Origin of the sequence: Thiomonas sp. UBA7699 (assembly GCF_002482605.1) — a bacterium.
Lineage (GTDB): Bacteria > Pseudomonadota > Gammaproteobacteria > Burkholderiales > Burkholderiaceae_C > Thiomonas > Thiomonas arsenitoxydans.
On record NZ_DLGH01000003.1, the window covers coordinates 1 to 20,951 of the forward strand.

General features: G+C 58.9%; 20 protein-coding genes and 3 pseudogenes. 14 read left to right on the top strand and 9 right to left on the bottom strand.

Annotated elements, in window-relative coordinates; genetic code table 11:
* Window positions 1–2 precede the first annotated feature (2 nt).
* Window positions 3–1,442 carry a hypothetical protein gene (locus tag B3H47_RS01230; protein ID WP_286985502.1) on the top strand — a complete coding sequence of 480 codons (1,440 nt, stop codon included), beginning with the start codon at window positions 3–5 and terminating at the stop codon, window positions 1,440–1,442.
* Between the two features lie 5 nt (window positions 1,443–1,447).
* Here B3H47_RS01230 and B3H47_RS01235 read toward each other — a convergent pair whose 3' ends face one another.
* The 3 genes and pseudogenes from B3H47_RS01235 to B3H47_RS01245 form a co-directional block, all read right to left on the bottom strand.
* Window positions 1,448–1,732, bottom strand: coding sequence for a YbeD family protein (locus B3H47_RS01235; protein ID WP_156053281.1), 285 nt, complete (start codon window positions 1,730–1,732; stop codon window positions 1,448–1,450).
* Window positions 1,733–1,799: 67 nt separating this feature from the next.
* A complete protein-coding gene (locus B3H47_RS01240) occupies window positions 1,800–2,027 on the bottom strand; it encodes a SlyX family protein (RefSeq protein ID WP_156053280.1) in 228 nt (75 codons plus the stop codon).
* Window positions 2,028–2,183: 156 nt separating this feature from the next.
* Window positions 2,184–2,294 (bottom strand): annotated as a pseudogene (locus B3H47_RS01245) (PIN domain nuclease); the annotation flags it as partial.
* A 290-nt stretch (window positions 2,295–2,584) separates the two neighbouring features.
* On the opposite strand from B3H47_RS01245, the gene B3H47_RS01250 reads away from it, so the two are divergent.
* The 8 genes and pseudogenes from B3H47_RS01250 to B3H47_RS01285 all read left to right on the top strand — a co-directional run.
* The gene (locus B3H47_RS01250) at window positions 2,585–3,784 is read left to right on the top strand and encodes a tyrosine-type recombinase/integrase (protein WP_286985503.1); all 1,200 of its coding nucleotides are present in this window, start codon (window positions 2,585–2,587) and stop codon (window positions 3,782–3,784) included.
* Window positions 3,781–4,839 (top strand): PDDEXK nuclease domain-containing protein, encoded by a 1,059-nt coding sequence (locus tag B3H47_RS01255; protein WP_286985504.1) that lies wholly within the window; start codon window positions 3,781–3,783, stop codon window positions 4,837–4,839. The genes B3H47_RS01250 and B3H47_RS01255 overlap by 4 nt, the downstream gene beginning before the upstream one ends.
* Before the next feature lie 168 nt (window positions 4,840–5,007).
* On the top strand, window positions 5,008–5,346 hold the full coding sequence (locus tag B3H47_RS01260) for a HigA family addiction module antitoxin (protein WP_286985505.1): 339 nt from the start codon (window positions 5,008–5,010) through the stop codon (window positions 5,344–5,346).
* A 57-nt stretch (window positions 5,347–5,403) separates the two neighbouring features.
* Window positions 5,404–6,387: a restriction endonuclease gene (locus tag B3H47_RS01265; RefSeq protein WP_286985506.1), complete on the top strand. Its 984-nt coding sequence runs from the start codon at window positions 5,404–5,406 to the stop codon at window positions 6,385–6,387.
* Window positions 6,388–6,396: 9 nt separating this feature from the next.
* Complete coding sequence (locus B3H47_RS01270) at window positions 6,397–7,485, top strand: ABC-three component system protein (protein ID WP_286985507.1); 1,089 nt, start codon at window positions 6,397–6,399, stop codon at window positions 7,483–7,485.
* A complete protein-coding gene (locus tag B3H47_RS01275) occupies window positions 7,482–7,976 on the top strand; it encodes an ABC-three component system middle component 2 (RefSeq protein ID WP_286985508.1) in 495 nt (164 codons plus the stop codon). Before B3H47_RS01270 ends, B3H47_RS01275 begins: the two co-directional genes overlap by 4 nt.
* Window positions 7,973–9,850, top strand: coding sequence for an AAA family ATPase (locus B3H47_RS01280; RefSeq protein ID WP_286985509.1), 1,878 nt, complete (start codon window positions 7,973–7,975; stop codon window positions 9,848–9,850). The genes B3H47_RS01275 and B3H47_RS01280 overlap by 4 nt, the downstream gene beginning before the upstream one ends.
* 29 nt (window positions 9,851–9,879) lie before the next feature.
* Window positions 9,880–10,107: pseudogene (locus B3H47_RS01285) on the top strand (PDDEXK nuclease domain-containing protein); the annotation flags it as partial.
* A gap of 123 nt (window positions 10,108–10,230) precedes the next feature.
* Here the strand turns inward: B3H47_RS01285 and B3H47_RS01290 are convergent.
* Genes B3H47_RS01290 through B3H47_RS01300 form a run of 3 tightly spaced genes read right to left on the bottom strand, consistent with a single transcriptional unit; the run spans window position 10,231 to window position 13,419 of the window.
* Window positions 10,231–11,301 carry a serine/threonine-protein kinase gene (locus B3H47_RS01290; RefSeq protein WP_286985510.1) on the bottom strand — a complete coding sequence of 357 codons (1,071 nt, stop codon included), beginning with the start codon at window positions 11,299–11,301 and terminating at the stop codon, window positions 10,231–10,233.
* Window positions 11,298–12,344, bottom strand: a complete 1,047-nt coding sequence (locus tag B3H47_RS01295) for a serine/threonine-protein kinase (protein ID WP_286985512.1) — start codon at window positions 12,342–12,344, stop codon at window positions 11,298–11,300. Before B3H47_RS01295 ends, B3H47_RS01290 begins: the two co-directional genes overlap by 4 nt.
* Window positions 12,328–13,419: a PP2C family protein-serine/threonine phosphatase gene (locus B3H47_RS01300; protein ID WP_286985514.1), complete on the bottom strand. Its 1,092-nt coding sequence runs from the start codon at window positions 13,417–13,419 to the stop codon at window positions 12,328–12,330. Before B3H47_RS01300 ends, B3H47_RS01295 begins: the two co-directional genes overlap by 17 nt.
* Before the next feature lie 851 nt (window positions 13,420–14,270).
* Between B3H47_RS01300 and B3H47_RS01305 the strand changes: the two genes are divergently transcribed.
* The 4 genes from B3H47_RS01305 (at window position 14,271) to B3H47_RS01320 (ending at window position 18,582) form a co-directional block, all read left to right on the top strand.
* Complete coding sequence (locus B3H47_RS01305) at window positions 14,271–15,098, top strand: DUF932 domain-containing protein (protein ID WP_286985516.1); 828 nt, start codon at window positions 14,271–14,273, stop codon at window positions 15,096–15,098.
* A 79-nt stretch (window positions 15,099–15,177) separates the two neighbouring features.
* Window positions 15,178–17,235, top strand: coding sequence for a ParB/RepB/Spo0J family partition protein (locus tag B3H47_RS01310; RefSeq protein WP_286985517.1), 2,058 nt, complete (start codon window positions 15,178–15,180; stop codon window positions 17,233–17,235).
* A 63-nt stretch (window positions 17,236–17,298) separates the two neighbouring features.
* A complete protein-coding gene (locus B3H47_RS01315; protein ID WP_286985518.1) occupies window positions 17,299–17,508 on the top strand; it encodes a hypothetical protein in 210 nt (69 codons plus the stop codon).
* Between the two features lie 759 nt (window positions 17,509–18,267).
* Window positions 18,268–18,582, top strand: a complete 315-nt coding sequence (locus B3H47_RS01320) for a DUF736 domain-containing protein (protein WP_286985519.1) — start codon at window positions 18,268–18,270, stop codon at window positions 18,580–18,582.
* Between the two features lie 42 nt (window positions 18,583–18,624).
* Here the strand turns inward: B3H47_RS01320 and B3H47_RS01325 are convergent, their stop codons facing one another.
* The 3 genes from B3H47_RS01325 to B3H47_RS01335 are packed head-to-tail and all read right to left on the bottom strand — an operon-like array spanning window position 18,625 to window position 20,115.
* Complete coding sequence (locus B3H47_RS01325; protein ID WP_286985520.1) at window positions 18,625–19,521, bottom strand: nucleotide-binding protein; 897 nt, start codon at window positions 19,519–19,521, stop codon at window positions 18,625–18,627.
* Window positions 19,521–19,808, bottom strand: coding sequence for a hypothetical protein (locus tag B3H47_RS01330; RefSeq protein ID WP_286985521.1), 288 nt, complete (start codon window positions 19,806–19,808; stop codon window positions 19,521–19,523). The genes B3H47_RS01325 and B3H47_RS01330 overlap by 1 nt, the downstream gene beginning before the upstream one ends.
* A 13-nt stretch (window positions 19,809–19,821) precedes the next feature.
* Window positions 19,822–20,115, bottom strand: coding sequence for a helix-turn-helix domain-containing protein (locus B3H47_RS01335; RefSeq protein ID WP_212583763.1), 294 nt, complete (start codon window positions 20,113–20,115; stop codon window positions 19,822–19,824).
* Window positions 20,116–20,419: 304 nt separating this feature from the next.
* Here B3H47_RS01335 and B3H47_RS01340 point away from each other — a divergent pair.
* Window positions 20,420–20,769: pseudogene (locus B3H47_RS01340) on the top strand (DUF2958 domain-containing protein).
* Window positions 20,770–20,951: the final 182 nt, after the last annotated feature.

Sequence of the window (20,951 nt, forward strand, 5' to 3'; positions counted from 1 at the left end):
CGCTGGCCCTGAGCCTCGGCCTGCTCGCCGCCGCGCGCCCCGCCGCCGCGCAAGCCAGCCTGCAATGCCGCACTGAGCCCGCTGCCGCCGTGCTCGGCCACCCGTTGCATTGGACGCTCATCGCGCGCGACCTCGCCGCGCCGCTGCCCAGCTTCACCTCCGCGCAGTTCGCGCCCGACTGGCTACTGACCGACCAGCAAGGCGCCAGCGGCAGCACGGACGGGCACAGCGAGCAGACCGCCACCCTCACGCTCTACCCCCTGCGCAGCGGGCGTTTGCCCCTGCCCGCCGTGCAAGCGGGCGGCGGGCGCTGCCCAGCGCAAACGCTCGATGTCGCCGCAGCCGCCAACGGCGAAGCCCCGCTGCAATGGCGCACCCGCATGACGCCCGCCCGTCCCTACGCGCTGCAAGCGCTGCGCGTGGAACTGTGGACCATCGGCGGCGGCAATCTGGCGTGGACGACGCCGCAGCCGCGCAGCGCGCAGGCGCAGATCGCGCCGCTGGCCGACTCGGTGCGCAGCGAAGTCATCGACGGCGCGCCTCAACTCGTGCAAGTGTTCGCCTGGCGTGTGCTGCCCTTGCAGGCTGGCGAGGTGACTATGGATTTTGGGCTGCTGCGCGCCCATGCCTTCGGCAGCCTGCGCGTTTACGCCCCGCCGCCGCTGCGCTTTACCGCGCGGGCGTTGCCGCAGTGGTGGCCGGCCGACGGCCTGATCGGCGCGCCGCAGTTGCAGGTGCTCTCGGCCCCGGCCCAACTGCCCTTGGGCGACACCACCGCGTGGCGGCTGCGCTTGTCCGCCCCCGGCCTCGACCGGGCGCAGGTGCTGCGCGTGGCAAACCGCTGGAACGCCGCGCTGCCCGCCCGTTTCGGCCCTGCTGGCGTGCAGGTAACCCGCACCCAAGAACCCTCCGCTGAAGCAGGCGACACCTGGGACATTACCCTTTACCTGCGCCCGCAAACCGCGGGCCGGCTGCAAGCGCCGGCCCTGCGGCTCGACTATTTCGATCCCCGCACCGAACTACCCGCCACCGCGCGCTGGGTGCCGCCACTGCTCACCGTGGTCGATGCCCGCTCGCTGCATATCGCCATCGGCCTGGGCGGCGCCGCGGCGCTGCTCTTGCTGTTGTTTGCGCTGCGTGCAGTGGGCTGCTGGGCTTGCCGTAGCTGGCGTGAGCGCCGCGCGCTGCAAGCTGTGTGGCAAGCCACCGATGCAGCAGCGCTCAAGCAAGCCTGGCTGGCATTGCCTCCCCGGCGCGGCCTGCCGCGCGCCGCTACCCTCGCGCAATGGCTAAGCGATGCAGCCCTGCCGCCGCCACATCCCCTGCACCCTCTTGCCGAGCGCCTGCAGCGCCATCTCTACGGGCTGCACGCAATGCCCGACTTCCCCGCGCTGCGCCGCGCTGTGCACGCTGCGTTGGCGGCGAGGCGGCGAAGCGATTGACGCCGCTACAGCACTATCTTCACCATCGGATGACTGGTGAGCGCGCGGTAGAGATCGTCGAGCTGCGCGCGGCTGGTGGCGCGGATGGTGCAGGTGCAGCTCAGATAGTTGCGCCCGCTGGAAGGGCGCAACTCCATCGTCGCCGGATCGAAGTCGGGCGCGTGTTGCAGCACCACGGCGGCAATCGCATCGGCCAGGCCGTCCACATTGGCGCCCATGATTTTGATGGGGAAGTCGGACGGATATTTGATAAGACTCTCATCGCCGGGCGGGGTGGAAATCGGATTCATGGCAACCTCAACAGAAATACGTCTGGCCGTGAATTATCCGGGCTGACGCGGCGCGTATCCGAGACCTTCAGTAATGCGGCGGCAACTCGTCCCACAAACTTGTGGGCGCTGAAGGCTGATCGTCCGCACGCTGGCGCTGCAACTGCGCGACCTCCCGCAACAACTGCGCGATCTGATCTTGCTGCTTGGCCACCAAAGCGTTGAGCGCGTCGAGCAGGTCTTCCGCATAACCGAATTTTTCTTCCAGCCGGGTCAGGCGGGCGTTGGTTTCAGCATCGGTGGGGGAAGGATTCATGGGAGTTCTTATTCAATTCGGCGCAGGAGCGAGCAAGACATTTGAGCAAATTCCCGCACGCGGCGATAAGCGCTCATGCCTCGCTCGGGATCGATGAGCTCGCGTAAAACGACCGACATCATTTCCGCGCCGAACGCCGTGGGTGCGAAGATAGGCTCAAAGCGCCTCGGCGCAGATGGTGGTCGGCGTGACGATGCGTGTGCGCCCGATGCGGCCATGTTGCAGCAGCCCGGCCCGCCGGTCGCACGTCACCAGGTAATCGGCCTCAGCGGGACATTACCTCAATCACACGCCCGGCTTTACCGAGTCGGCCCTGACGAGAGTCAGCAAGCCGAGTTCTAGCCCTACAGCGTTTGCTGACTTTCGTCTCAAATTTTTTTGTTTGACGATGACTCCAGCCCGGTACTTCGCTGGACTGCGCTGCAGCTCGATACAGCAGGTTTATCAAGAACTTACGCGCGTCCATCATATGCCGGTGCTTTCTGAAACTTGACCCGGTTTTCCCTCGCGCCGATCCTATCTGGCTCTTGGAATTCGGGTCGTTCCAAGGAGTCATCATGGCTAAGATCAAGCTCACCAAGACCGCCGTAGAGTCGGCGCAACCCCAGGCCAAAGACATCGAACTGCGGGATACCGCGGTGCCCGGCTTCCTGTGCAAGATTACCCCGAAGGGCCGCCGGGTGTTCATGCTCCAGTACCGCACGAACTCCGGGCAGCCTCGCAAGCCTTCGCTGGGCCTGTTCGGGGAACTGACCGTGGAGCAGGCCCGCTTCATGGCGCAGGACTGGCTGGCCGAGGTTCGCCGGGGCGGCGACCCTGGCGGTGCCAAGGCCGAGGCGCGCAAGGCGCCAACGGTCGAAGCGCTGTGCAAGAAGTTCATGGAGGACTACTCCAAGAAGCGCAACAAGCCCAGCACGCAGCGCGGCTATCAGGCCGTCATCGACCGCTGCATCGTCCCGCTGCTGGGCCGCAAGAAGGTGCAGGACGTGAAGCGGCCTGACATTGCCGGGTTGATGGAGAAGCTGGCCTACAAACCCGCCGAGGCGAACAACACCTTCGGCGTGCTGCGCAAGATGTTCAACCTGGCCGAAGTGTGGGGCTACCGCCCGGACGGCACGAACCCGTGCCGCCACGTCCCGATGTACCCGCCCGGCGAGGAAACCCGACTCATCGTAGACGACGAGCTAGCGCTGATCTTCCGCCATTTGGAGAAGCTGGAGGCGGAAGGACTGGAGAACTACGTCATTCCGCTGGCGATCCGCCTGCAATTCGAGTTCGCCGGCCGTCGCTCCGAAATCTGCACGCTCGAATGGGATTGGGTCGATCTGGAGAAACGGCGCGTGGTCTGGCCCGATAGCAAGACCGGCGGCCTTTCAAAGCCTATGAGCGCGGAAGCCTACCGGCTGTTTTCGACGGCACCGCGCCGTGAAGGCTGCCCCTATGTCCTGCCATCGCCCAACGACCCGACCAAGCACCTGACCTTTGGCGAGCACTACGGCGGCTGGTGCCGGGTGCTCAAGGGCACCGGCGTTCCGCACGTCGGCACGCACGGCATCCGCCACCGCTCGACGACCGACATTGCCAATTCGGGCGTGCCGACCAAGGTAGGCATGAAGCTGACGGGGCATAAGACCGTGGCGATGTTCATGCACTACGTCCACACCGAGGACAAGCCGGTGCGCGATGCGGCCGAGCTGGTGGCGAGCCGGCGCCAGGCGATCACGGGCGCGCGACAGCCCAAGGAGGCCGTGGCATGAACAGGCACAAGTCATCCATTCCTTCGTCCGCAGCGCCGACAGCGCTGATAGGCGACATCCGGGCACTGATCGAGGCGGCGCGACAGCGCGCCGCCTCGGCGGTGAATAGCGAGCTGACGATGCTCTACTGGCGTATCGGCCAGCGCATCCATACGCAGGTCTTGGAGGGGCAGCGGGCCGGCTACGGCGAGGAAGTCGTGTTGACCCTGGCGGCGCAGTTGGTGAAGGAGTACGGCAGCAGCTTCGCGGTCAAGAACCTGCGCCGCATGGTGCAGTTTGCCGCTACCTTCCCCAACGAGCAGATTGTCGTATCACTGATACGACAATTGAGCTGGACGCATTTCATCGCCCTGATCCCGTTGAAAGACCCGCTCCGGCGGGACTACTACGCACAAATGGCTAGCGCCGAACGCTGGAGCGTGCGCACGCTGCGCGAGCGCATCGACTCGATGCTGTACGAGCGTACGGCGCTGTCCCAAAAGCCGGACGAAACGATCGCGCAGGAATTAGCGACCCTGCGCGATGCGCAGCGCATGTCGCCGGCCCTCGTCATGCGCGACCCGTACATCCTCGACTTCCTGGGCTTGAGAGACACCTGGCAGGAAGGCGACCTGGAAGCGGCGATCATCCGGGAAATGGAATTCTTCTTGCTGGAGCTCGGCGCAGGCTTCACCTTCGTCGCTAGGCAGAAGCGCATCCAGATTGACAGCGAGGATTTCCACCTCGATCTACTGTTCTACAACCGCAAGCTGCGCCGGCTGGTGGCGATGGAGTTAAAGGTTGGCGAGTTCAAGGCAGCCTACAAAGGGCAGATGGAGCTGTACTTGCGCTGGCTCGACAAGCACGAACGGGAGCCGGAGGAGGCCCTGCCGCTGGGGATTATCCTCTGCACTGGCAAGAAGTCCGAACAGATAGAACTGCTGGAACTGGACAAATCCGGCATCCACGTTGCCGAATACCTGACTACCTTGCCGCCGCGCGCCGTACTGGTGGATCGGCTGCACCAAGCGACTCGGCGGGCGCAGTTGCAGATCGAGCAGCGCAAGAAGAACTGACTGCAACATTTGAGCTTAGCAGCGCGCCGCATTCGAACCCTAGTACCGCCCGCTTCCAATGCCCACCACGTAAGCAAAAGTAATGTACGATTGACGTACATCGTCAATCAGTCGGCTTGATACCGACCAAGGCATTGGAGTGAGGGGCTCTTCATTCTGGGGCGCAATATGACCACGGCAGCGCATCATCCGGGCGAGGTTCTCGCCGAACGGCTTGAAGTCATTGGTGTATCGCCGACTGAGTTGGCGCGTCAGCTCGGTGTCCCTGCCAACAGGATCACTCAGATCATCAATGGCAAGCGCGGGGTCACTGGCGACTCGGCGCTACGGCTTGCTCACTGGTTCGGGGAGTCACCGCAGTTCTGGATGAACTTACAGTCGCACTGTGACCTGGAGCTTGCAGAGGCTGAGTTGGGACAATCTATCAAATTGCTCCCTACTGCGTCGGCCATTCGAGGCCATAAGACCGTCAAGCGAGCGAAAAACTGCGTAGGAAAGGACTCATGACGGAAAAGAAAAAAGCCTTCTCTCGCGTTGATGAGCATGCCTGGGAGGGCGTGTGGCATGACCGATAAATCGGCAGACATCACATTCCACTATCCGCCGGAGCTATTCAACCTCCTGGTGGATGTCGTGCCGTTGCTCAATCGCTCGAAGTCGGATGTTCTTGTGTTTTTTCGCGGCGCAGGCGTGACTGAAACTGTGACATCTGATATTGCCACTCGCTTGAAGGCGGCGCCGAAGGATGTCAACAAGTACGAAATGGTTCGTACGGTGCTTGAACGCCTCAATGCGAAGGGTGAATCCGCTCTTCGCCAACGGCGTGAGGTACTGCGCCGTGTTGTGGAATTTGCAAGCTTCGACTCGTGCTGGCCCAGCGACCAGCTAAAGGCTAAGGGGCTCGTCGCGAGCATTCGTGAAGTCGTCAACCAAAAGGACGCCTTCACACGCATGAACAACGCCCGCGAGGAAGAGCGGCAGGCGCGCCTCGCCGAAACGCAACGGATTGCCACCGAAAAGCGGCAGCGCGATTCCAGAATCGAGACTGCCAAGCGGGGCTTGTACGCACTTTTTGGCGCTTCGACGACAGCGCAGGAACGCGGCAAGATGCTGGAGACCGCGCTCAACGATCTCTTTCAGGCCTATGGCGTTCTTATCCACAAAGCCTTCCACCTGGTGGGCAGCGCTGGGGAGGGGATTGTTGAACAGATCGATGGAGTGATCGAGCTTGGTGGCGTGCTCTACTTCGTTGAAATGAAGTGGTACCGAAATCCGGTGGGCAAGCCAGAGATTTCGGAGCATCTCGTCCGCCTCATGTCGCGCGCCGAGGTCCGAGGTATCTTCATTTCCGCCAGTGACTACACAGAGCCGGCCATCCATACCGTTCGTGAGTTTTTACAACATAAGGTCTTGGTTCTCTCGACGCTTCAGGAGATCGTGCGTTTGCTTGAGAAACAGGATGATCTTGCAGAGTTCTTTTCGAAGAAAGTCCAGGCGGCGCAGATACACAAGAATCCGTATTTCAGCCCTTATGATGGCCAAGTATAAGGTGCGGACATGACAGCGAACTGGAAGGACATCAACAAGCCGTCTAACCCCGCAACTGCCGTCACCGCTGCGCAGGTCGCGAATGGCCCGGTCATTCCGCCGCAGCAAAGGCTGTTGACTTATTCGCCGGACGAGTGGGAAGTATTCGTTGAGGAGTGGGCCTATTACTGCCTCACAGCGAACTATAAGCATGTCCAACGTTTTTCGGGTGCCGGCGACATGGGTATCGACGTTGCCGGGTTCGTTGATGATGAACGCCTCCAGGGTGTGTGGGACAACTACCAATGCAAGCATTATGGCCATGCCATCAGGCCTAGTGATGTCTGGGCTGAGTTTGGCAAGGTCATCTGGCACTCGTACAGCGGTGAATACACGGTTCCCCGCCGCTACTACTTTGTTTCACCACGTGGTTCTGGCACGTCGCTCAGTCGCCTGTTCTCGAATGCCGAAAAGCTGCGCGAGGAACTAATTGCGAATTGGGATAAACACGTGAAAGACGCGATCACAAGCACGAAAGAGGTGCTTCTCGACGCGAAGCTCCGCGCCTATGTGGACGCCTTTGACTTCTCTATCTTTGACGCCAAGACCGCACTTCAGCTTGTTGGCGATCATCGCACCACGCCGGTTCATGTTGCTCGCTTTGGTGGTGGCCTGCCAATGCGGCCTGCCTCCGAAAAGCCGCCCCAAGAGGTCGCTATCGCCGAGAGTCGCTATGTGACACAGTTGCTCGTCGCATACGGCGAGCACACAGGGACGAACGTGACCGACCCTTCGGCCTTGTCTGTGCCAAAGCTCAAGGAGCACTTCCGTCGGCAGCGCGAAGCATTCTATGAGGCAGAGTCGCTGCGCGTCTTTGCGCGTGACAGCGTGCCGCCTGGCACCTTCGAGTCTTTGCTGAACGACATTCACGATGGTGTTATCGACACTCACGACGCGACCCATGCCGACGGCTACGAAAAGGTTTGCGCTGTTACCAAAGCGGCTCGTGACATGCACATCACAGCGAATGCCCTTATCACTTGTACGAAGCCCAAGGATCGCGATGGAATCTGCCACCAACTCGTGAACGAGGAGCGCATTCGGTGGACACGACAATGAGCCAAGAACGTAAGCCGATCACCTTCAATGGCCCACTAGAGGCCGGCATCCGTGCCGTCTCGATTCTCGGCGCCGCATATCCGAAAACCTACGATCTTCAGCGGCTTGTAGCCCTGGATTATCTTCTTGTCCATACAGGCGATATTGATGGTCCGGACAACTTGCACCCACCGACGCCGATGCATTCGACTGAAATGCTCGTGAGGCGAAAACTGGTGGAGAAATCTCTACTTTTGATGATGACCCGTGATCTCGTGCAGCGCGAAATCACGGCCGATGGCATCAAGTATGGCGCAGGCGAAAGTGCCGCCACATTCCTAACATCAGTTTCATCTAGCTACTTACTGGCTCTGAAGGACCGGGCTGCCTGGCTTGTCGAAGCCCTTGGCGATCTCACGGACGAACAATTCAAAGGCGTTATGCGCCGGTTCTTCGATAAGTGGGTTGAAGAGTTTCAGCAAGTTGAGCGGAGCCTGGGGGGCGAGGTATGACGGTAGAAATTCCCGGATTCCGTTTGCGCTTCCTAGGCTTCTTCGGCCCTCAGAAGCAGCCCTCAAGCGTCACCTTCGGTCCCGGATTGAACGTTCTCTACGGTGCATCGAATACTGGGAAATCGTTCATTGTTGAAGCCATCGACTTCATGCTCGGAGGCAAGCCGCCTTTGCGCGACATCCCGGAGCGTGTCGGTTATGACCTCGTTCTTCTGGGTATTGAGACACTTGATGGAAGGGCTTTCACGCTTTGGCGCAGCATAGACGGCGGCGGTTTCCGTCTTTATGACGACATGCATGAGACGCCACCTGCAACTGATGTTCCGTACAAGCAGCTCGATGACAAGCATAGCGAGAGAAACGACACCAACCTATCTTCTTTCTTGCTAGGCCTATGCGGACTTGGTGACAAGCGGGTCCGTAGGAATTCCCGGAACGAAACCAATAGTCTGAGCTTTCGCAACATCGCACGTCTAATGATCGTTAATGAGACGGAAATCACGCAACAAAGCTCCCCACTTTTTGACGGCAACCCCACCGCTAATACGCCTAACCTTGCAACATTCAAGTTGCTTTTAACCGGGGCAGACGACTCAGCGTTGGTTGCCAGTGCAAAGGGTGAGCCGGAAGAACTTTCGCGTGAGGCGCAGCTGCATCTTCTTGATCAGCTTCTTGGCGACTACCGCGAGCGACTTAAGGAGCTGACCAAAAGTCCGAAGGAATTGGAGGAGCAGCTAGAGAAGATTGACGCATCGCTGCGCCAACAGACAGCCCAAGTAAATACTACCGAAGCACAGTTCCAGGAAGCCGCTGGGAAACGGCGTGAACTGCGCAAGAAACTTGAGGAAGGCCGCGAGCGGCGCGCCGAGATCGGATCGATGCTTGAGCGGTTCAGCCTTCTCGACAAGCACTACGCATCCGACATCGAACGGCTGCGTGCTATCGAAGAAGGTGGAACGCTATTCAATGTGCTTGGTTCCGGGCATTGCCCCCTCTGCGGTGCAGCTCCCGAATCTCATCGCGCCGATGCTGAATGCAATGGAGACATTGATGCTGTTGTTCAAGCGGCTCAGAAGGAAATCGCCAAGATCGGGGTTTTGCGCGCCGAACTCGCGGCGACTATTCAGAGCCTTGAGCATGAGGGTTCCCGTTTCGACCGTAGGATGCCTGCCGTTGTCCAGGAGCTGGGATCAATTTCCGAAGCAGTTGAAGAATTGATCGCGCCGAAGCTTTCGAGTCTTCGCAAGTCCTATTCCGATTTCGCTGACAAACGCGCCGAGGTACGCGAGGCGCTGGGACTCTACGCCACCGTGCAAGACATGGAGCGCCGCCGTGCTGATCTTGAGAAGGGTGCCGAGGACGACAAGGCCGGTGCGCTTGCCAACGCAGACATTCCCACCACCGTGACCCACAGCTTTGCCAAGACTGTTGAGGGAATCCTGGCCGGTTGGCATTTTCCCGAGGCTGGGGACGTATACTTTGATTCCAAAACACGCGACCTAGTTATTGCAGGAAAGTCGCGTAGTGCCTTTGGCAAGGGGCTACGTGCCATCACGCATGCTGCTTTCACTCTCGGACTGCTGGCTTTCTGTCGCTCGCGGCAGACGCCACACACTGGATTCGTCGTTCTCGATTCTCCCTTGCTAGCATATCGAGAACCCGATGGAACCGAAGACGACTTGACCGGAACCGACCTTCAGGAACAGTTCTACGCTTACCTGGAAGCGCTGCCCATCGACACACAAGTCATCGTGGTCGAGAACACTGACCCACCGGAGACAATCAGGAAGCGCGAACAATCACTCATGTTCGGCAAGAATCCACATCACGGTCGGTACGGCCTGTTTCCATTTCTGACGGACACTGTGCAGTAATTGGACATGAGAACGTAAAGGCCACAACAGTCGGAGAATTCAAAGCTGCTTACAAGGACCAGATGGAACTCTACCTTCGCTGGCTTGACAGGCACGAAAGGAGGCCAGAAGAAGCCTCGCCGCTGAGAATCATTCTCTGCACAAGCAAAAAGTCGGACCAAGTTGAATTGCTGGAGTTAGACAAGTCCGGCATCCATGTCGCCGAGTACATCACGACTCTGCCGCCGCGTGTCTTGCTGAGGGAGGGATTGCAGTAGGCAACCCGGCGAGCATAGATTTAAAAAGAACTGGCAATTCAATGGCGAATAATTTTTACAGAAACCTCTATTCTGATAATCCCAGCGCCATATGCTTAAACTGCGTCTTGAGGCAGGAATTTGTCAGTCAATGACGATAACTGGATGACCGCGATCACGTGGAGATCCAGGGAAGCTCGAATAACAAACCCTACTGCCGGGCACCGCTGGGCGCCGCGTTCCGTAAACACTTTCCATGCTAAAGAAGGTGGTTACTTCGTCATCACCATCAATAAATCCGCTATAGCCATTTTGTATAAGGTTGGAGACCGCCCCGACCTTTCGGTCAACGCCAATAAAACACAGATCAGAAATTTCCTCGACTAGTTCGTCCGCTGTGGGGCGGTCAGCAATGTCGTGCTGGAGGCATTTTTCGACAATAGATTGCAGTTGTTCCGCTAAATTCTTGTATTGAGGATTGACCGTCATGAACGTTGGCCAAGGCTCTCTATTCCGATTTTGCACATTAACCGCGGCTTGCAGATAAACTCCGAAAGGAACCTTTCCTGTTAATATCTGAAACATCAATGCACCAAGCGACCATATATCAACTGATTTTCCAGGATGCTCTCCTGCCTGTCTAAACATCATCTCGGGAGCCATATAAGGCAGCGCCCCACGAATAGTTCCGGAAGTTGATCTTGTGATATCTCCCTCGCGAGCTGCCTCCTCAAAAACCTCCTCTGTTAAGGTCGCAATTCCAAAATCTGTAATCTTTAATTCATGAAGATTAACGCCATGCTCGACAATGATATTGCTCGGTTTCAGATCACGATGCACAACGCCTGCGTGATGCGAGGCAGCAACTCCTTTTGAAATGTGCAAGAAAATTCTGGCAGCCAGATGTGGATCAATCGCGCCAAATGATCTTAATCTTGTATCAAGATTTTCACCATCGACATACTCTTCTATGAGAAATAGATTGCCATCTAATTCAAGGTAGTCGAGCGTCTTTGCCACATTATAGTGATTGACTCTGGCAGATATTTTTGCGCTCTTGCTAAATCGCTTATCAGGCTGCCCCGGCTGGGGAGTCTTCAGTGCCACATGCCCTTCGAGTAGAAGGTCGTATGCTAAATACACATCTTGCATGCCGCCCCGGCCTACATGGCGCTCTATCCTATAGCGTCCAGAAATAATATCCCCTGTATTCATGGCATTACCTCTGGGTTCGATACATCAAAAGTCACAAATTTTCGGTTGCCGCCGTTTCCGAAAGTGAGAACACAGCACCCTGGAACTACTCTTCCTGAAGTGGCTGACGTATTGTTGATATATACATCACCCGAAACGCTTGTGACATTAAAGTCCAAGCCATCATATTCTATTGTGAGGCTCCCAACGTTTGCATTTAGTGCAATCTTTCGATTTTTTGAGTCCAAAGTATGGACGACGCCATTCAGGACAACTGTGGCACGATGTTTGTTCTTAAGTAGCTGCTTTGCTAGAAGATCCTGAATCTCTTGCATGGTAGGCCTGTCAGCGCTATTAGCAGAAAGGCAACTGTACAGTACCCCGGAAATTTCGCTTGGAATACCTGCAAAGGGGGCAGAGAACTCGCCCAACGAGGGTTGATTTGGGGGGCGATTGCGCAAGCTGGGAGGTGCGTTGGGCGTCAACAAGGCGAGACAAGTCACGCCAAATGCGTAAACGTCTATAGACGAGTCAAACGCTATTGTTTGATCCCCCCATAGTTCCGGAGCCATGAATATGGGAGTTCCAATGATGCTCCGAGTCTCTGCGTTAGTGTTATTTCTTGATAGACCAAAATCAAGAATTTTTACGACACCCTCACTGTCTATTTTAATGTTTCCTGGCTTAATATCTCGATGGATGATCCCTCCAGAATGTATGTCGGCTAGGCCGCAAGATATCTGCCAAATTACATTTAAATATTCATGGCTGGCCGAGAATCCTCCAGCCTCAAGGGTTTCTCCATCAATGAACTCAAGGACGATGGCTGGATATTGGACTCCATTGCTTTGAATGTTCACTATGTCATAGAGCTGAACTACATGTTTTGATCTTAGTTTCGCGAGGGATTTTTGCTCGTCCAGAAGTCTTCTTGCCTCAACTCCTGGTTGGAGATACTTCAGAACAACCTGGCGTTGCAAATGAAGATCCTCGCAAAACAAGACTTCCCCCATGCCCCCTCTGTCAGATGTGTTGAGAGACTTGTATCTATTTGCTATCAGCATCGACATCTCCTTGTTCGCCAGGATTTCCTATTTCGATGTCTAGCTCGATATTTTCAGGATATGCATCTTCTCGCTTTTTTTTCTTGGGCCTCTTTGTGGAAGACCTCTGTCTCTTGGGCTTCTCTCCTGTAGCTACGACGTTGCCGAGGGGCGCTTTGGCCGGCAGATCATTATTAATGTCACCAGAACTCTCGGGTTGTCGGCCTTGCCTATGATTAAATGCTTGATCTTCTTCGCGCAACCATAGCGTGGTTAAGTCTCCATCAGCATCCCAGAGTCGAATACCACTACCTTCATAAAAAGCTAGCGACTCTGTGACTTTGCTTATGTCAAATACTGCGGATGTGGAGTTATCGTGGCCGCCACACCATCTAGACAGGGCAATCAATCTATCTGATGCCTGCTTTATGTCCGATGAGTTTTCTAGAATTCTACTTAAAGTCTTTTCTTCAATGCTATGGATGCCGTCGGTAGTGATTGCACAAAACGTTTTATTGCTGGGAAGGTCTGCTATTTTGGGCTGCATGGACTCACCCATTCCAACAAACTGGAGAAGCTCTCGGCCGCTGCCACCAACAGCTTCTGCTAGAGAATCATCAGTGGTGTGCCGCTCTACCTTTTCATTAAAGCCGAACGTGTAAATTCTTGTATCGCCCAAATGTACGAAAAGTCGCTTCCCATAAGAATCTATCAAAACGGCGGTCAGTGTTGACCCTCCATTTCCACTATAGATTTTAAATACTTCCTCGTTGGCATGCCTTATTGCTTCCGTCGCTCTGTCATGAATGCTCAGGTTGCGATAATGAACCAGGGCATAAAAAAAACTCGATAGGGACAAAGTGGAGCAGAGCCCTCCATCTCGCATACCTCCCATTCCATCTGCAACCGCTACTGCAAATAGAGGATTGATGGACTTTTTCCCAGTGTAGATAGCCGCAACCCGATCTTGATTTTCTTGACGTACCAGTCCTATATCACTTGACAGCACAAGAGGGATGTCAAAGCATTGATTCTGCGCACGGTCAGGAAATTTCCTAGAGAACCATATCTGTAGATTTTCTTGGAATGGGTGCATGGAATTTTAGAGACTCCTGTTTGTGCAAGTGGAATGCATGTGCCCTTCTCTTAAGTTCACGCTATCCAGACTTAGGAGCACCAAGCGCTAATCAATTGTCGCTTTCTGTCGATTTTATCTGACATGATCTCGGGCGTCACGATTTTAGTCGTGGGCTTGCTGGCTGCGCCGGCTCCTCTGCCAATTGCGCCATCCGGTTTCGATCCTTGACCCTGCCAGCCCTGACGAGCCTGCACACAGCGTTGGCTTCCCTTGTCAAACTGGTAGAGCCGGCTGCGCCAGATCGGCCGGACAACACCGCGGTATGACGTCGATGGCCAGGGTACGGGGTTCAAGTTGCTTGGGCGAATGGGCGTCCCCGGCCAAGAAGCATAGCCGGTCGCGCTGTCGTGCTGCGCATCGAACCCCCCTGGGGGGTTTCGCCCCTGTCGGGCCTCCATCGTTCCCTCGCTCCGCTCGGCTGACGCCTACGGCCCGGCTTCCAGCTTCGGGCCTGCGCGCTTCGCTTGCGTGCGGTCGGCACAAAGGGATGGCCGTTGCCTTGTCCAGCCGTCTCCCCTGACTTCATCACCTTACCCGCGACCGTAGCCCGCTCCCGTGTGCCGTCAAGGCGCGCAGGGCCGTGTCCTCGGCTGCGCCTGCGGGCCGCACCAACCCTGCGCTTGTTTCCTTGACGGCCCCCGTCCGCGCGCTCCTGACCGTCGCGGGCGATGAACTCAGGAAAGACGGTGGCAACAGGGCCAACCGGGTTCTTCGTGCCGACCGCATCGAACAGCCGAAAGGCTGGGCTCCGAATCTAGGAATCCGGTGTGCGGTGTGAACAGCAAACCCTTTTCGTCAGGAGAAATGCCATGCAACTCGCATCCCGATTCGCTTCCCGTTCCCCGTCGCTGCGCAGCGATTACCCGCTGTCCGACGATCAAATCCGCAGGGTCGCGCCGTCCATCTTCGCGGACGCGCCGCACGAAAGCCGTTCCGAGCGGTACGCCTATATCCCCACCGCCGCCGTGCTGGCGGAACTGCGCAAGGAAGGGTTCCAGCCCTTCATGGTGGCGCAGACCCGCGTGCGCAACGAAGACCGCCGCGACTTCACCAAGCACATGATCCGGCTGCGCCATGCCAACCAGATCAACGATGCAGAAGCCAATGAAATCGTCCTGCTGAACTCGCACGACGGCACCAGCAGCTATCAATTATTGGCTGGCCTACTGCGCTTTGTCTGCCAGAACGGATTGGTATTCGGTGACACCGTGGCCGATGTGCGCGTGCCCCACAAAGGCGACGTGGCCGGGCACGTCATCGAAGGCGCTTACGAAGTGTTGAGCGGCTTCGACCGGGTGAAGGAATCCCGCGATTCCATGCGTGCCATCACCTTGAACGATGGCGAATCCGAAGTGTTCGCCCGCGCCGCGCTGGCCCTCAAGTACGACGACCCCGACAAGCCCGCGCCCATCACGCAATCGCAAATCCTGATGCCGCGACGCTTTGATGACCGCCGCCCGGACTTGTGGAGCGTGTTCAACCGCACGCAAGAGAACCTGACCCAAGGCGGCCTGCGCGGGCGCAGCGCCAACGGACGCCGCCAGCAAACCCGCCCGGTGCAGGGCATCGACCAAAACATCCGCCTCAACCGTGCGCTTTGGCTGCTGGCCGATGGCATGCGCCAGTTGAAAGCCTGAATCCCCACGCGGCAGGGGCAGGCAGCAGCCCTTGCCGCTTCTCTCGCTGCCGCATCCCCAACCGCAAGGAGTTGTCACCATGAACGCCGTTACCCAAATCGAAACCCGCGCCATCGAAACCGCCGCGCCGCTGGAAGTGGCCGACCCGACCAAGAACCTGATTCTGGTTCCCCTCTCGCATTTGCTGCCGCGCCGCTCCAAGCGCAACGCACGCAAGACCCCGCGCCTGTCCATCCCCGAACTGGCCGCGAGCATTGCCCGCATCGGCCTGCTGCAAAACCTGATCGTCATCCTTTCCGCCGATGGCGAGGCTTACGAGGTGGTGGCAGGCGACCGCCGCCTGACCGCCTTGAAGCTGCTGGCGAAGAAGATGCGCATCCCTACCGACTACGAAGTGCCGTGCCTGCTGGTGGCCGATGCGTCCGCCCGTACCGTCAGCCTCGCGGAGAACGTGCAGCGCGAGAACATGCACCCCGCCGACCAGTTCGCGGCCTTCGCCGCGCTGGTCAAGGAAGGCCGACCCATCGAGGACATAGCCGCCGACTTCGGCGTGTCCCCGCTGGTGGTGCAGCGCCGCTTGAAGCTGGCGAACGTCTCGCCGCGCCTCATGGCCGACTACCGGGCCGGTGGCGTGACGCTGGAACAGTTGATGGCCTTGACCATCACCGATGACCACGCCGCGCAGGAAGCGGCGTTCTATGGTGCGCCGGAATGGCAGCGCAGCCCGTCCAAGCTGCGCGAGCGCCTGACCGAGCGCGAAATCGACGCCACGCACGCGCTGGTGCGCTTCGTCGGGCTGGACGCCTACCAGCAGGCAGGCGGCGGCATCCGCCGCGACCTGTTCGCGGAAGGCGATGCCGGAACCTACCTCACCGATACCGCAGTGCTGGAAACGCTGGTGCGCGACAAGCTGGCAACGCTGGCCGAGGACGTGCGCGCCGAGGGCTGGGCATGGGTGGAGGCCGTACCGCATCTGGCCTACGAGGAACGGCAGGCGTTCCAGAACGCCCCGCGCCACCGCCGCGAGCCGACCACCCGCGAGGCCCGCCGCATCGCCTCGCTGGAAACCCGCCTCGAAAAGATCGACGCCGAACTGGAAGAGGCCTACCAAGGTGAAAGCAGCGAGGACGAGGCCAAGGCCGAGAAGCTGGAACAGCGGCGCGATCAGGTGGTCGGGGAACTGCAAGACGCGGAGGACGCCTTGCAAGGCTACGCCCCCGAGGTGCGCGAGGTGGCCGGTGCCATCGTCACCATCGACCGCAACGGCGAGGCCGTCATTCATCGCGGCCTGCTGCGCGAAGCCGAGGCCAAGGCGCTGCGCACGCTGGAAAAGCTGCGGCGCGGTTTCGGCAGTGCCGAAGGCGAAGCCGCCAACGACGAGCACGAGGACGCCGACGACGCGCCCAAGGCCGCGAGCCTGTCCGACCGGCTGGCGCAGCGGTTGAGCGCCCACCGCACGGCGGCGCTGCAAATCGAAGTCGCGCGGCATCCGCACGTCGCGCTGGCCGCGCTGGTGCATGGCATGGTGCAGAGCGTCTTGCAACCCGACGCCTACGGCGACGGCCTGCCGCTGGGCGTGCGCCTCACGGCGCAAGACCGGCTAGAAGGCAGGGCCCCGGACTGGCCGGAATCGCCCGCCGCCGTGGCGCTGCGCGAACTGCAAGAGTTGGCGGGCGAAGCCTTGCCGCAGGACAGCGCCGAACTGTTCGCCGCGCTGCTGGCGATGGAGCAAGGCGAACTGGTGCGGCTGCTGGCCGTGTGCGTGGCTTCCACGGTGGATGTGGTGACGCCTCGCGCCACGACGCACCAGCCGGGCGCGGAACTGGCGCAGGCCGTGGGGCTGGACATGGCCGCATGGTGGCAGCCCACCGCAGACGGGTATTTCCAGCATGTGCCTAAGGCCGCAATTCTGGAAGCCGTGGGCGAGTTCGCACCGTCGCACGCTGCCCGGCTGGCGAAGTTGAAGAAGGCCGACATTGCCAGCGAGGCGGAACGGCTGGCCGATGGTACGGGCTGGATGCCCGCCATCTTCAACACCGAAGGCCCGAAAGCTGCGCCGCAGGAAACGCAGGCGCAGGACGCCCCGGAGGATGCCGAGGCAATGGTGGATGAACCCGCCGAGGCGCTGGCCGCTTGACCCGCGCCGAAGGCAAGCGCCCCGGCACTCGACCGGGGCGCTTCGCTTGAAGGAGAAGCCCCCATGAACCGCACCACCACCAGCCGCCCGCGCATGGCGGCCATCTATGTGCCCGGCGCAGTACGCGCCCGCCGCTGGCACGGCGAAGGCGACGTGCGCGGCTACCGCCCACCCTCGGTCTGGTCGGCCCGCGCCGACCTCACCGACATTAACCCCATCACGGGCCGCGCCTTGCCGCGTGCCATGTGGTGGATTATCGAAACCAAGGAATAACGAGCCGCACCGGCCCCAAGCCGTTCCGCCTTGGGGCCGGTGGTCGAAGATCCGGGCGCGGCGGTGGCCGCGTCCGGTTCCAGCGTCCAAAGCAGAATCGCCCCGTCGCCGCCTTCGACCAGGCGGCGACGGGGCGGACGTGCAAGTGCCTTGCACGCGGTACGGCGATCGGCGCCCGCTGGCGCGGGCAAGGTTTCGATGGCGCCCCGCCGCAATGGGCGGGGCTTGTGGGGCTACGCCCCGGCTTGCTGCGGCTGGTTGTGCCAAAGCGTGCCGTCCTCGACGCTGGCGGTTCGCGCCTGTACGTCACGAAGGACGGTTCACAGACACGCCACCCGGCTTCGCTATGGAGCATCCACGCCACGCCTCAACCACGTCGTCGCAATCTGCGGCAAGGAGCGTTCTTGCTCGTCGTTGGGGTATTGGCCTTGCCCGCGTCAGGGCGCAAGCCGGTGAAGCCGTCATGCGGGGATGCCGAGTCGGCCACGTCTCCATTCGGGAGCGGGCGGCCGGTGCGTCCTTGGCTTGTCGTGAATCCTGGCGAGGGAACGGCTGCGCCTTGGGCTTCATGGCCGCAACCTTCCAGCGAAAACAATTTCCCCTGCGCTGCGCGCATTCCTCGCGGGACAAATTCTTTTCGCTTCCAGGCTCTCCACGGTGTTGCGACCGCTGCGCGGTGCGGCCAGCCCATCCCCCGCCGGCCGGATCACAACAAGGACGCACTGGCGCGACCTTGTTCAACCCGAAAGGAGAAACATCATGGCTAACATCGGCACCTTCACCGCAGAGAAAGACGGCTTTACCGGCCAGCTCCGCACCCTGACCCTGAACGTCAAGGTCAAGCTGATTCCCAACGACAAGGGCGACACCGAGAACGCCCCCGACTTCCGCCTTCAGGCGGCCGGCCACGACATCGGCGCGGCGTGGAAGAAGATCAGCGAAGCCGGTCGGCCCTACGTGTCCGTATCCCTCGACGATCCTTCGTTCCCGGCGACGGTCTATGCCCGCCTGATCGAGAACGAGGACGGCACGCACGACCTGATCTGGTCGCGCAACAAGCCCAAGGCGGCCTGACGGCCGCCCACGGCGCCCCGCCCATTGCGGCGGGGCACAACTCTATGCACGCATGACCTTATTCCAGTCGATGCTATGACCGGCAGCTTCAAGCTCACGCGCAAGTGCCTGTTTCCAGCCCCCGCCGCTATCCATCGTCTCCCAAACGACACCGGCGAAATCGCTTGGAATTTCCACCGCCCCGCGTTTGAGAGCACATACCTTGTCTCTGCCCAGGCGACCAATGAAGTACCCCAACTCCAAAAGCACATTCTGACGGGCTCTGGGCTCAGGCGTTCCTCCTTTTACGCAGCCCTCATCGTCTGGCGTAAGCAGAACTACTGCGAAACCAACATCACTGTGAGCAACCACCTTTTCTATAATCGTTCGTCCTTGGTTAGCCTGTTCGTGCAAGATGATAGCTTCTAGCCCGATTCGCTCAAGAAATCGTGCCACTGTTTCACGAGCACCATCATCGTGACCATGAACAATAAAGACCTTGCGCGAAAATTGAGCTTTTAACATGACATCCGTGCTCCCCTTGGCCTGGATATAACTCTTGTAATCTCGCACGAAGGGAATGATTAGCTGGCCAGTAAGTGCGTGGATTCCAGCAATGACCTTTTTTCCGGAATAGAAAAAATGGTGTCCGAAGTTCGTAGCGTAGCCGGGATCTGCCGCCAGCTTCTCGATTAAAAGCAACGTCAACCCCAGCGCCTGTTTGGGCTCATCTGGCCAAGCAAGCTGGGCGCTTCCAACCATGCTGCCCCCGGTCTTTTCACTTTCAGCGATGAACGCCTCAACGTCGAGACCTTCCGTGAGCTCGGCGTTGTATGGCTCAAGGTCGGGATGTCGTAGCAGTTGAGCCAATTTCTTGAGCGGTCTTTCGTAGGTTTGAAGCTGTGAGGACTGCAAGTCTAGAACTGCATTGTCTATTTCCGAGAATAGGTCTTTAGCCATCACTCATCCCCACCCGACTTCAATCTTGCTTCTGCCGCTTTTTCAAGAATACTCTCCCGATACTTTTCCTTCATTTGTTCTGCGAGAGGGCCAACGATAGGGTTCGAAGAATATTCCCCTAAGCGCTCGTCGATCATTCGATTGACCGATTGAATTGCGCCCTCAATGCTGGCGGGATCATGTGGATCAAAGTTTACGACCCCCAGTTCGCCGTCTAACTCACTCAAGGCGCGCTGTGCATCTTTCAGGTTTTTCTGAAGCTTATCCAGTCCGGTAATTTTGAACACGACTCACCTCCTGTTATTTATTCGGAGGCTCGGAAAATGATGAAACTTCCCGAGCAATGTGATCCATCAGTTCGTGGACGCTTTTTGGATCACTACCTGCATACGCAAGGACCAGCAGCGTGAGTGGGTGAACATCCAGCACGGCACAAACATCTTCGATTTTATTCAATGTTGGGCTTTTCAGCCCTCGCTCCAGAGAGCTGAGGTAAGTTCGGCTGGACACATCCGAGAACGCCTCCTGGCTCAGACCACGCGCCTTTCTGATCCGCCGCAGTGCATCGGGCAATGATGGCTTGAACGCTGTCATTCTGAACTTTCCCCAAAATCCAGAATGACAACCTGTTGCACTCTATAGGGCTACAATCTATAGTGTTCATTTCGTGTTTTCGTGTCCTTACTGAAATCCGCATCGGCGGCTTTCTTCAAAAGCGGGGAACCGCATCCGTGTCTTTCCTGACCTGCGCACTTCCGCTTCTGCGTTTCCGTGGATGTACGGATTCGATGGCTTGCGCCTTCGTGCTTTCCCGCCAAAGCACGCATCCGCTTCGGCGGTTCCGCGCTTCGGTGGAAAATCGTATCCGTGCGTCCTCGGATGCGTGGGGATTCGGGCCATGACCCAGCCGCTCGTCACCGCTGAACAGCGGGCGCAACTGCGCGCCGTCGGCGCGGCACGCGCCGCTGATCGGGGCATCGACCCGATGCCGGTGGTGCGACTGTTCACGCCTGACGCGCACGCCACCTGGCTGCTGGCCGCGCTCGACCCGGCCGATGGCGATACGGCCTGGGGGCTGATCGACCTGGGAATAGGCATGCCCGGCCTGGGCCATGTGAAGCTGTCCGATCTGGCGTCCATCGTCGGGCCGCGCAGCAACCTGTGATGCGCGATCGCTACTTCCAGCCCGTGCGGCTGCTGTCGGAGTACCTGCGGCTGGCCGAGGAAAACGGCTCGATCACCGACTGAGCAGTCCCAGCCAACGACGGCGCATTCTGACTATTTCAGTCTTACCCAAGACCTGCGCGGTCTGAATCCGAACTCTTGCACCGAAGCGGTGCGCTTCTGTTGCAAACAGTCATGATCTTTGGTGCGGGCTGCTGCACGGTGCTTCATGCTGCGCGCCATTTTCGTGGCGGCGCAGCCGTCGC

What these genes read in the sequence shown, in the direction of transcription:
- B3H47_RS01235 (WP_156053281.1), bottom strand. Translation starts at nt 1,732, where the DNA reads ATGAATCCGATTTCCACCCCGCCCGGCGATGAGAGTCTTATCAAATAT.
- B3H47_RS01240 (WP_156053280.1), bottom strand. Translation starts at nt 2,027, where the DNA reads ATGAATCCTTCCCCCACCGATGCTGAAACCAACGCCCGCCTGACCCGG.
- B3H47_RS01250 (WP_286985503.1), top strand. Translation starts at nt 2,585, where the DNA reads ATGGCTAAGATCAAGCTCACCAAGACCGCCGTAGAGTCGGCGCAACCC.
- B3H47_RS01255 (WP_286985504.1), top strand. Translation starts at nt 3,781, where the DNA reads ATGAACAGGCACAAGTCATCCATTCCTTCGTCCGCAGCGCCGACAGCG.
- B3H47_RS01260 (WP_286985505.1), top strand. Translation starts at nt 5,008, where the DNA reads ATGACCACGGCAGCGCATCATCCGGGCGAGGTTCTCGCCGAACGGCTT.
- B3H47_RS01265 (WP_286985506.1), top strand. Translation starts at nt 5,404, where the DNA reads ATGACCGATAAATCGGCAGACATCACATTCCACTATCCGCCGGAGCTA.
- B3H47_RS01270 (WP_286985507.1), top strand. Translation starts at nt 6,397, where the DNA reads ATGACAGCGAACTGGAAGGACATCAACAAGCCGTCTAACCCCGCAACT.
- B3H47_RS01275 (WP_286985508.1), top strand. Translation starts at nt 7,482, where the DNA reads ATGAGCCAAGAACGTAAGCCGATCACCTTCAATGGCCCACTAGAGGCC.
- B3H47_RS01280 (WP_286985509.1), top strand. Translation starts at nt 7,973, where the DNA reads ATGACGGTAGAAATTCCCGGATTCCGTTTGCGCTTCCTAGGCTTCTTC.
- B3H47_RS01290 (WP_286985510.1), bottom strand. Translation starts at nt 11,301, where the DNA reads ATGAATACAGGGGATATTATTTCTGGACGCTATAGGATAGAGCGCCAT.
- B3H47_RS01295 (WP_286985512.1), bottom strand. Translation starts at nt 12,344, where the DNA reads ATGCTGATAGCAAATAGATACAAGTCTCTCAACACATCTGACAGAGGG.
- B3H47_RS01300 (WP_286985514.1), bottom strand. Translation starts at nt 13,419, where the DNA reads ATGCACCCATTCCAAGAAAATCTACAGATATGGTTCTCTAGGAAATTT.
- B3H47_RS01305 (WP_286985516.1), top strand. Translation starts at nt 14,271, where the DNA reads ATGCAACTCGCATCCCGATTCGCTTCCCGTTCCCCGTCGCTGCGCAGC.
- B3H47_RS01310 (WP_286985517.1), top strand. Translation starts at nt 15,178, where the DNA reads ATGAACGCCGTTACCCAAATCGAAACCCGCGCCATCGAAACCGCCGCG.
- B3H47_RS01315 (WP_286985518.1), top strand. Translation starts at nt 17,299, where the DNA reads ATGAACCGCACCACCACCAGCCGCCCGCGCATGGCGGCCATCTATGTG.
- B3H47_RS01320 (WP_286985519.1), top strand. Translation starts at nt 18,268, where the DNA reads ATGGCTAACATCGGCACCTTCACCGCAGAGAAAGACGGCTTTACCGGC.
- B3H47_RS01325 (WP_286985520.1), bottom strand. Translation starts at nt 19,521, where the DNA reads ATGGCTAAAGACCTATTCTCGGAAATAGACAATGCAGTTCTAGACTTG.
- B3H47_RS01335 (WP_212583763.1), bottom strand. Translation starts at nt 20,115, where the DNA reads ATGACAGCGTTCAAGCCATCATTGCCCGATGCACTGCGGCGGATCAGA.